Genomic DNA, 9,078 nt, shown 5'->3' on the forward strand with positions numbered 1-9,078 from the left:
CCGCCGCTGCGTCCGCTGCGGCTGGGCGAGGGCGCGGGGCCGCGGGACGGTGCGGGCGCGGTGCTGGCCGCCCTGCTGGCCCGCCGCACCCCGCTGCCGCCGCAGGACCGCGAGGACCTCGCCGCCGTCCTGCCGTACGCCGACCCCGGTCTGGGCTGGCTGCCGCAGGAGATCCCGGTGCGCGAGACCAAGGCCGCGGTCCTGGCCGCGCTGCTGCGCGACCCCCGGGCCGCCCCGGCGGCGCGGGAGGCGCTGCGCACCCGCCTGGACACCGCCACCGACGTGCTGCGGCTGCTGTGGGCGTACTCCGGCGCCGAGCCGGACCTGCTGGTCCCGCCGCGCCTGCGGTCGGTGCCGCGTCCGCTGCGCCGGGAACTGCTCGGCGTGCTCGACGCCCTGCCGCCCGGCCCGGTGGCGGAGGACGTGCTGCGCCACCGCCAGGCGTGGAAGCGCGTGGGCGAGGTGCTGCACCCGTTCGAGTACCGGGACCGGTTCCCGCGCGCCGCGGTGGCGTTCGCCGCCGTCCGCGGCACCGACCTGGCGCCGGGGAGGGCCGCGTGGCTGGTGGACGCCGCGGGCGGCCTCGGCGACCGGGCGCGGCTGGTCGCGGGCCGCCCCGGCGGGGCCGTCCGCCTCGCGGTGCGCACCTTCGCCTCGGAGGTGGAGGAGCTGCTCGCCACCGGGGACACCGCGCGCGCCACCGCGCTGCTGCTGCGCCGCCCCGGCGACCTGGTGCGCCGGCTGCACCAGGTGCTGCGCGTCCACGCCGCGTGGCACGGGGACGGCGGGGCGGCGCCCGAGCTGCCTGCGGGACTGCTCGACGGCCTCCCGGCCGTCCTGCGCCGGGTCGGCCCGGGGCCGCTGCTGGGCGCCTGGGGGCGGCTGCGGGCCGTACCGCACCGGGCGGGCGAGCGACGGGTGTTCTTCCCGCGCGGCACGGTGGCCCTCGCCCACGGCGTCGACGACCACGCCCCGCCGGTGCCGCGCCCCGCGGCCGACGCGGTGTGCGCGCTGCTGGAGGCCGAACTGCTGCGCCGCGCGGGCGAGTCGGCCGGTGAACCGCACGGTGTGGCCGTCCTCGACGCGGGGCTGGCCGACCTGCCGGTGCCGTTCGCCGAGCGGGCGGTGTCCAGGTCGCTGGTCGCCGTGCCGCGCGGCAGCCGCCGGGCACTGCCCGGCAGCGGGCGGCTGCGCCTGTTCCTGCACTGGACGGAGGCCCGGGGCCAGCGGGTCGACCTGGACCTGTCGGTGGCGCTGTACGACGACCGGTGGCGCTCCGCCGGCTGGTGCGACTACACCCGCCTGGTCTTCGGCGACCGCGCCGCGGTGCACTCGGGGGACTACACCTCCGCCCCGCCGCCGCACGGCGCGACGGAGTTCGTCGACCTGGACCCGGACGGCCTGGCCCGGGCCGGGGTGCGGTACGCCGCGGTGGTGGTGTTCAGCTACAACGACGTGCCCTTCGACGAGCTGGCCGACGCGTTCGCCGGCGTCATGCCGCTCGCCTCGGGGGACGCGCTCCGCCCCGGGCGGCCGTACGCCCCGGGGCGGGTCCGGCAGCGGTTCGACCTGGCCGGGCCCGCCCGGGTGTGCCTGCCCATGGTCCTGGACCTGGCAGAGCGCACCGCCCTGTGGACGGACACCAACCTGTCGGTCTCCGGCGGCCTGCACAACGTGTACCGCCACCGCGACCGGCTGGGCCTGCTCGCCTCCGACCTGACCGCCCACTTCGCGCCCGGCGCCCGCGCCACCGTGTGGGACCTCGCCGCCCGCCTGGCCGCGGCCGGTTCTCCACAGGTGTGGGTCCGCTCGTCCGACGGGCACTCCCTGGCCCGCTACCGGCGGGGCGCGGAGGAGACCGCCGCGGGGTTCACGGCCCGCGTCCTGGCGGGGCACGCGCCCGACGAACTGCGCACGGGCACCGACGAGGAGATCGCCCGGGCCCTCGCGGAAGCGGCGGGGCCGCACCCCCGCTTCGCCGCCCTGGTCCACGGCGACCTCCCGGCCCGCTGGGAGCGCGGGGACGTCCACCGCCTCTTCCCCGGCCCCCTGGACGCCGGCCTCGGCCGGGACGTCCGCCTCCTGTCCGCCTCCGATCTCACCGCCCGCTTCGCCCCGGCCGCGGACTGATGCCCTGCCCGCGCCTCCCGGGTGCTCCGGGCCCTCCGGTCCGGAGCACCCGGAGGGCCGGATCGGTCACCTGCCGCCGAGCAGCCGTACGGGGGAGCGGAACGGGCACCATGACCCGTACCGGGTTCGGCCGCCGTCCGGGTGTCGGCGGGCCGCGCCGCCGGGCACAGGCACGGCACGAGGCAAGCACGGCACGAGGGAAGGCCCCATGGGCGACTGGCTGTTCATCGTGAGGCCCGCGGAGACGGCGGCGGGCGACGCGTCCGCCGCCAAGGACCGCATGCTGGAACTCGCCGAGACGGCGCCCCGCCGGGAGTGGTGCCTGTCGAGGCGACGCCGCATGTCCCCCGGGGACCGCCTGTGGATCTACTTCGCCGCCCCGGTGAAGGAGGTCGCCGCGGTGGCCGAGATCGAGGGCGAGCCGTACGAGGTGCCCGGCAGCCCCCGGCAGCCGTGGCGGTTCCCGGCGACGCTGGACCCGGTGGCGACGCGTGCGCTCCACCGCAACCCCGTCCCGCTCCGGGCGCTGGCCAACCGGCACCCGCAGGGGGTCACCCGCGTCCAGGGCGCGGACCTCGGCCTGCTGCTGCGGCACGCCGGCCTGTGACGGCGCCCCCGCGCTCGTACCCGCGCCCGTCCCCTCGGCGCCCCCGCGCCCGGCCCGGCTCAGCCCCGGCTCAGCCGTCCAGGCACGTCCGCAGCGCGGCGACCAGGTGGTCCACCCGGTCGTCGTCCGCGCCGATCATGCGGTTGGCGACGTAGCCGAAGCCGACGCCCCACTCGTCGTCGCCGAAGCCCATCGGGCCGCCCGCGCCGTCGTGGCCGAAGCTGCGCGGGCCGAGCATGGGGCAGGAGGGGCAGTCCAGCTTGAAGCCCGTGCCCCAGCGCGTGCCCATGTCAGGCAGGCCCGACCAGTGCGGGCCGGACGACAGCTCCCGGACGGCGTCGGTGACCGTCTCGCGGGACAGCAGGCGCGGCGCGCCGTCCACACCGGTGGCCGCCGCCGCGTACAGCGTGGCCAGGCCGCGCGCCGAGGAGGCCCCGCCCGCGCCCGGGAACTCGGCGGCCAGCGCCTCCGGCGAGCAGTAGCCGCCGGGGACGTCGACGCCGGGGAAGACCAGCGCGCCGTTGAGCGTCAGGATGCGGGTGAGCAGCGTGTCGGCGGGCGGCAGCGGGACACCGCCGTCGGGCTCCTTGAGGCGGGCCAGCCGCGGAAGCTCCTCCCCGGGCACACCGATCCAGGTGCGCAGGCCCAGCCCGTCGGCGACGGCCTCGCGGAAGTACGCGCCGGGGGTGAGGCCGGTGATCCGCCGGATCACCTCGCCCACGACGAAGCCGAGGGTGTGCCCGTGGTACTCGATCGCCTCACCCGGCTCCCACAGCGGCTCCTGTTCCTCCAGTGCGCGGACCACCGGGAGCCAGGCGGTGATCTCCTCGAAGTCCAGGGCGCGGTCGAGGGCGGGCAGCCCGGCGCGGTGCGCGAGCACCGTGCGCGTGGTGATCGCCTCCTTGGCGTTCCGCGCGAACTCCGGCCAGTACCGGGCCACCGGGGCGTCCAGGTCCAGCCGCCCCTCCTGCGCGAGCAGCAGCGCGCACAGGGTCGTGACGCCCTTGACGGCGGAGAAGACCGGGGTGGCGGTGTCCTCCTCCCAGGGGCGGCCGGTCCGCTCGTCGGCGATGCCGCCCCACAGGTCGACGACCTTGCGCCCACCCACGAACACCGTGACGGCGGCGCCGAGTTCACCGGGCTCGGCGAAGTTCCGGCGGAACGCGTCGGCGACGGCTCCGTACCCCTCGTCAGCCCATCCGCCATACCCCACGGTCTCCCACTCCCCCTCGCCTCGTGGTCATCGGCCGAGGGGGGACGATACGCGTTCCGTCCGTCGTGTTCGAGCGATTTCCCGTGGGGGCGGGCCGGGCCGCTCCGGGGTCCGGGACCGGGAGTCGGGGGCCGGGGGCCGCGCCCGCTCCGGAAGGCACCGTCGGACGGTACGGCCCGGTGCGTACGCTTCGTGACCATGAGCGGTGAGATGGGGCTGCGGGAACGCAAGAAGCGGCGGATGTACCGGGAGATCTCCGAGACCGCGATCGCGCTCTTCCTGGAGAAGGGCTTCGACCGGGTGTCGGTGGCGGAGGTGGCGGCGGCGGCCGAGGTGTCCAAGCCGACCCTCTTCCGCTACTTCCCGGCCAAGGAGGACCTGGTCCTCCACCGCTTCGCCGACCACGAGGACGAGGCGGGCCGCGTGGTGGCCGAGCGGCCCGCGGGCGTCTCGCCGCTGGACGCCCTGCACCGCCACTTCCTCGACGGGCTGGAGCGGCGCGATCCGGTGACCGGGCTCAACGACGACCCCCGGGTGCTGGCCTTCCACCGGCTGCTGTACGGGACGCCGAGCCTGGTCGCCCGCCTGTACGCGTACCTGAACCGCTCCGAGGAGGCGCTGGCCGCCGCCCTGGGCGGCCCGGACGAGATCGGCGCGCGGCTGGCGGCCGGGCAGATCGTCGCGGTGCAGCGGATCCTCGCCCTGGAGAACTGGCGGCGGATCGACGCGGGGGCGAGCGCGGACGAGGTCCGTCCCGACGCGGTCGCGGCGGCCGACCGGGCCTTCGCCCAGCTCCGGGAGGGCCTGGGCCACCACCTCTGAAACCATTACTGAGTAAATTTTTTAACCAAGTTGCACTACCCTGTGCGGCATGACGCCACTCGACCACGAACTCGACCGCGAACTCGACGGGGAGCGCACGTACCACGAGGCATGCCGCGCGGCGATGGCCGGGATGGTCGAGGGCGCGGCGGAACGCGTCGTCACCGGCGAGGACGTCTCCGCATCCGGCGCCGACGCCGAGGTCCTCGGCTACCGGCTGCGCAGCCACGCCAGGGAACTGCGCGAACTCCCCGACGCCCCGCTCTTCTTCGGCCGCCTGGACTTCCAGGACTCGGACGCCGCCGGGGAACACCGCGGCCAGCGCTACCACATCGGCCGCCGCCGCATCACCACCGATCCCTCCGCCCCGCCCCTGGTCGTCGACTGGCGCGCCCCCGTCTCGCGGGCCTTCTACCGGGCGAGCGCCCGTGACCCCCAGGGCGTCGCCGTCCGGCGCCGCTTCGGCTGGGCACCGGGCAGCCGGGGCGACTCCGCGGACCTGACCGGCCTGGAGGACGAACACCTCGGCCCCGGGAGCCCCGGGAGCGAGGGGGGCGGGGACGGCACCGGGGACGGAACCGGCGGCAGCGCGATCCTGGCGGCGGAGATCGGCCGGCCGCGCGTCGGCCCGATGCGCGACATCGTCGCCACCATCCAGCCCGAGCAGGACGACCTCGTACGCCGTGACCTCGCCGACTCCGTCTGCGTGCAGGGCGCCCCGGGCACCGGCAAGACCGCCGTGGGCCTGCACCGGGCCGCGTACCTCCTCTACACCCATCCGCAGCGCCTCCAGCGCGGCGGGCTGCTGGTCCTCGGCCCCAACCGCGCCTTCCTCCGCTACATCTCCGAGGTGCTGCCCTCGCTCGGCGAGACCGGCGTACGGCAGTCCACGATCGACGACGAGATCGCCCGGTGGCCGGTGCGGTCGGTGGACGAGGAGGAGGCGGCGGTCGTCAAGCACGACGCCCGGATGGCGACCGTGCTGCACCGCGCGCTGTACGGGCGGATCGCCGCGCCCTCCGGCCCGGTGGCGGTGCCCGACGGCTCGTACCGCTGGCGGATTCCGGCGGACGAGCTGGCGCGGATCGTCGAGGAGGTGCGCGCCGAGGCGCCGCCGTACGCCGTCGGGCGCGAGCGCGTGCGCACCCGCGCCGTCGCCGTGCTGCAACGGCAGGCGGAGCGGCGCGCGGGCCCGCCGACGAACGAGTGGTTGCGCAGGACGGGACGCTCCCGGGCCGTCACCGCCTTCGTCGACGAGGTCTGGCCGAAGGTGCGCCCCGAGGAGGTGGTGGCCTCCCTCCTCACCGATCCGGACGTCCTCGCCGCCGCGGCCGACGGCGTCCTCACCGCCGGGGAGCAGAAGGCGGTCCTGTGGCGCAGGCCCCCGCGCTCCTGGAAGAGCGCCCGGTGGTCGGCGGCCGACCTGCTCCTCCTCGACGAGGTCGCCGGGCTCCTCGAACGCCCCCGGGGATACGGCCACGTGGTCGTCGACGAGGCCCAGGACCTCTCCCCCATGCAGTGCCGCGCGATCGCCCGCCGCATCGGCTTCGGCTCGGTGACGGTCCTCGGCGACCTGGCCCAGGGCACCACCCCGTGGGCGGCCCGCGACTGGTCCGAGCAGCTCGCCCACCTCGGCCGGCCGCAGGCCGCGGTGGTCCCGCTGACCACCGGCTTCCGCGTCCCCGCCGCGATCGTGGAGCTGGCCAACCGGCTCGTGGGGGCCCTCGGCGTCGACGTGCCGCCCGCCCGTTCCCTCCGGTACGACGGCGAGCTGGCGATCCGCCGGGTGTCCGACCTGCGGGCCGCGACGGTCGGGGCCGTCCGGGCCGCCCTGGCGCACGAGGGGTCGGTCGGCGTCATCGCCGACGCCCCCGAGGTCCCGCGCCTGCACGCCGCGCTCACCGCGGCGGGCGTCCCCGCCGCGGTCCTCGACGAGCCCGGCGCCTCCGGCGGCCCAGGCGCCCCGGACGGCCCGGACGCCCCGGACCCGGCGGCGGCCCGTGTGACGGTGCTCCCCGCGGCCCTCGCCAAGGGCCTGGAGTACGACCACGTCATCGCCGTGGAACCCGCCGCGATCGCCGGTGCGGAGGCCCGCGGCCTCCACCGCCTCTACGTGGTCCTCACCCGGGCCGTCTCCCGCCTCGACGTCCTCCACCACCGCCCCCTGCCGCCCGAGCTGGCGGCCTGACACCGGGTGCGGCGGCGGCGCGCGCCACCGCCGCACCCGCGGGACTCACTCCCGGGCCAGGTCCGCCGCCGTGGCCCGGAACCGGGCCACGGTCGCGTCACCGCCCCAGCGCCGCAGCCCGGCCTTCTCCAGCACGCGGACCGAGGCCGGGTTGGGCAGTTCCACGCCCGCGCACACCGTGTGCACGCCCGGCGCGGTCAGGGCGAACGCCACGATCGCGCGGGCGGCCTCGGTGGCGTAACCACGGCCCCGCCGCGACGCCACCACGCCGTACCCGAACTCGACGGTGCCGTCACCGGACGGCCGGAACAGCCCGATGGCCCCCACCACCAGACCGCTGCTCCGCTCGACGATCTGGCGCTGGCCGTACTCGCCCAGGCCCTCGGGATGCTCGGCGAGGTATCCGGCGATGACGCGGTCGCCCTCGGCGGGGAAGTCCTCCGCCCAGTGCGCCGGCCGCCCGCCGCCGAGGACGGCGCCGACCTCCTCGGCCGTCCACGGCCGCAGGAGGAGACGGCCGGTGGTCAGGTCCGTACCGGCCGGTGGAAAAGATGAAGACACGTGAGGCTCCTGGTCGTTCGGAACGACCGGGCCACGCCGCCGCTCAGCCGCGCGCGACCCGGACAAGGGCATGCCGGAGACGGCCGTGGCGGGCCATATTCACCGACCTCCCCCTGTCGCGGTGGCATCGCGCGTCTCGCGCGCGGGCCGACGCTACCAGCGGCATCCCCTCGGCGGCACCGGGAATTAGCCGTCAGCCGACCGCCGCCCCGAGAGGTGGCGGTTCCGCCTCCGGGGGCGGCAGGGTGGGCCCATGGTGACGGTCTCCCTCCAGGCACAGCCCAAGGACGCGCGGTCCTGGACCGCCCTCGCGCGGCGCTGCGAGGCGGCGGGCTTCGACGCGCTGCTCGCCGCCGACCACCCGGGGGCGGCGGCGTCCCCCTTCGTCGCCCTGGCCGCCGCCGCATCGGTCACCGAGCGCCTCGGCCTGGGGTCCTACGTGTCCAACGCCGGCGTCCGGGAACCGCTGCTGCTCGCGAGCGACGTCGCGACCCTCGACGTCGTCTCCGGCGGACGGGCCCGCCTGGCGCTGGGCGCCGGCCACACCCCGGCCGAGTGGGAGATGCTCGGGTCGAGCCGCCCGGACGTCGCCGGACGCGTCCGGCGCTTCCTCGCGGTGGCACAGGCGTGCCGCGCGCTGCTGGCGGGCGAGGAGGTGACCCTCGACGGCCCGGAGGTGTACGCGCGGGCGGCGCGGCTGGACGGCCCCCGCCCCGTGCAGACCCGGGTGCCGTTCACCTTCGGCGGCGGCAACTCCACGCTGCTGCGGTGGGCCGGCGAGCACGCCGACGTCGTCGCCCTGGCCGGACTCGGCCGCACGCTGGCGGACGGGCACAGCCACGAGATCCGGTGGCGGGGCGAGGACGTCGACCGGCAGGTGGAACTGATCGAACGCGGTGCCGCCGGCCGCGGCACCGCACCGGCGCGGGAGGCGCTCGTCCAACTGGTCGAGGTCACCGACGACGCGCAGGCCGCCGCCCACCGCATCGCCGAGCAGGTCGGCGGCACCGAGGAGGAGGTGCTGTCCGCGCCCTACGTCTGGATCGGCACCGAGGACGAGATCCTCGCGGCGATCGCCCGCCACGAGCGGCGCTGGGGCATCACCCGCTACGTGGTGCGCGAACCGGCCCTGGAGGCGGCCGGGAGACTCCTCGCCCGCCTCCGCTCCGCACCCCCCGCCTGACGCCCCCATGCCCCCGGACACCCCCGGCCCGCGGCACGGGCGTGCGGGTCCTCAGGAGGAGGTCTTGGCGATGACGCTTTCGATCTCTTCCCGGCTGAAGGCCCGCAGGGTCGTGGTGCGGACGTTGCCCATCCCGCCGAGTTGCAGGAGCGCCGCGGTGGCGGTCTCGTCGTCGGGCGCCTCGACGGTGGCCACGAGGTCGTACGGGCCGACGGTCCAGTGGATGTCCACGAGCCTCGCCCCGAGCTTCTGCAACGCCGCGACGAAGGCGTCGGTACGCTCCGTGGTGTTCTTGTAGGCGCGGATTCCCTGGTCGGTCCAGTTCAGCAGCGTGATGTAGGTCGGCACGATCTCACCTCCAGAAACGGAGGAAC

Annotated in this window: 8 protein-coding genes; 5 read left to right on the forward strand and 3 right to left on the reverse strand. The window is 76.7% G+C overall.

Features of this window, described 5'->3' with window-relative positions:
* Both VE546_RS23945 and VE546_RS23950 read left to right on the forward strand, forming a co-directional pair.
* Positions 1–2,130, forward strand: a 2,130-nt coding sequence (locus VE546_RS23945; RefSeq protein ID WP_324925758.1) for an MXAN_6230/SCO0854 family RING domain-containing protein, incomplete at its 5' end; no start/stop codon positions are given.
* Positions 2,131–2,338: 208 nt separating this feature from the next.
* Positions 2,339–2,737 (forward strand): hypothetical protein, encoded by a 399-nt coding sequence (locus VE546_RS23950; protein WP_324925760.1) that lies wholly within the window; start codon positions 2,339–2,341, stop codon positions 2,735–2,737.
* Between the two features lie 70 nt (positions 2,738–2,807).
* Here VE546_RS23950 and VE546_RS23955 read toward each other — a convergent pair whose 3' ends face one another.
* Complete coding sequence (locus VE546_RS23955) at positions 2,808–3,950, reverse strand: serine hydrolase domain-containing protein (RefSeq protein ID WP_324925762.1); 1,143 nt, start codon at positions 3,948–3,950, stop codon at positions 2,808–2,810.
* A gap of 198 nt (positions 3,951–4,148) precedes the next feature.
* Here VE546_RS23955 and VE546_RS23960 point away from each other — a divergent pair, with 198 nt between their 5' ends.
* A complete protein-coding gene (locus VE546_RS23960) occupies positions 4,149–4,772 on the forward strand; it encodes a TetR family transcriptional regulator (RefSeq protein WP_324925764.1) in 624 nt (207 codons plus the stop codon).
* A 49-nt stretch (positions 4,773–4,821) separates the two neighbouring features.
* Positions 4,822–6,960 (forward strand): AAA family ATPase, encoded by a 2,139-nt coding sequence (locus VE546_RS23965; protein WP_324925766.1) that lies wholly within the window; start codon positions 4,822–4,824, stop codon positions 6,958–6,960.
* A 45-nt stretch (positions 6,961–7,005) separates the two neighbouring features.
* Here the strand turns inward: VE546_RS23965 and VE546_RS23970 are convergent, their stop codons facing one another.
* Positions 7,006–7,521, reverse strand: a complete 516-nt coding sequence (locus VE546_RS23970; RefSeq protein WP_324925768.1) for a GNAT family N-acetyltransferase — start codon at positions 7,519–7,521, stop codon at positions 7,006–7,008.
* 253 nt (positions 7,522–7,774) lie between these two features.
* Here VE546_RS23970 and VE546_RS23975 point away from each other — a divergent pair, with 253 nt between their 5' ends.
* Positions 7,775–8,704 (forward strand): LLM class flavin-dependent oxidoreductase, encoded by a 930-nt coding sequence (locus VE546_RS23975; protein ID WP_324925770.1) that lies wholly within the window; start codon positions 7,775–7,777, stop codon positions 8,702–8,704.
* A gap of 51 nt (positions 8,705–8,755) precedes the next feature.
* Here the strand turns inward: VE546_RS23975 and VE546_RS23980 are convergent, their stop codons facing one another.
* The gene (locus VE546_RS23980; RefSeq protein WP_324925772.1) at positions 8,756–9,052 is read right to left on the reverse strand and encodes a GYD domain-containing protein; all 297 of its coding nucleotides are present in this window, start codon (positions 9,050–9,052) and stop codon (positions 8,756–8,758) included.
* Between the last annotated feature and the right edge of the window lie 26 nt (positions 9,053–9,078).

Source organism: Streptomyces sp. (genome assembly GCF_035644915.1).
In the GTDB taxonomy this organism is placed as follows: Bacteria; Actinomycetota; Actinomycetes; order Streptomycetales; family Streptomycetaceae; genus Streptomyces.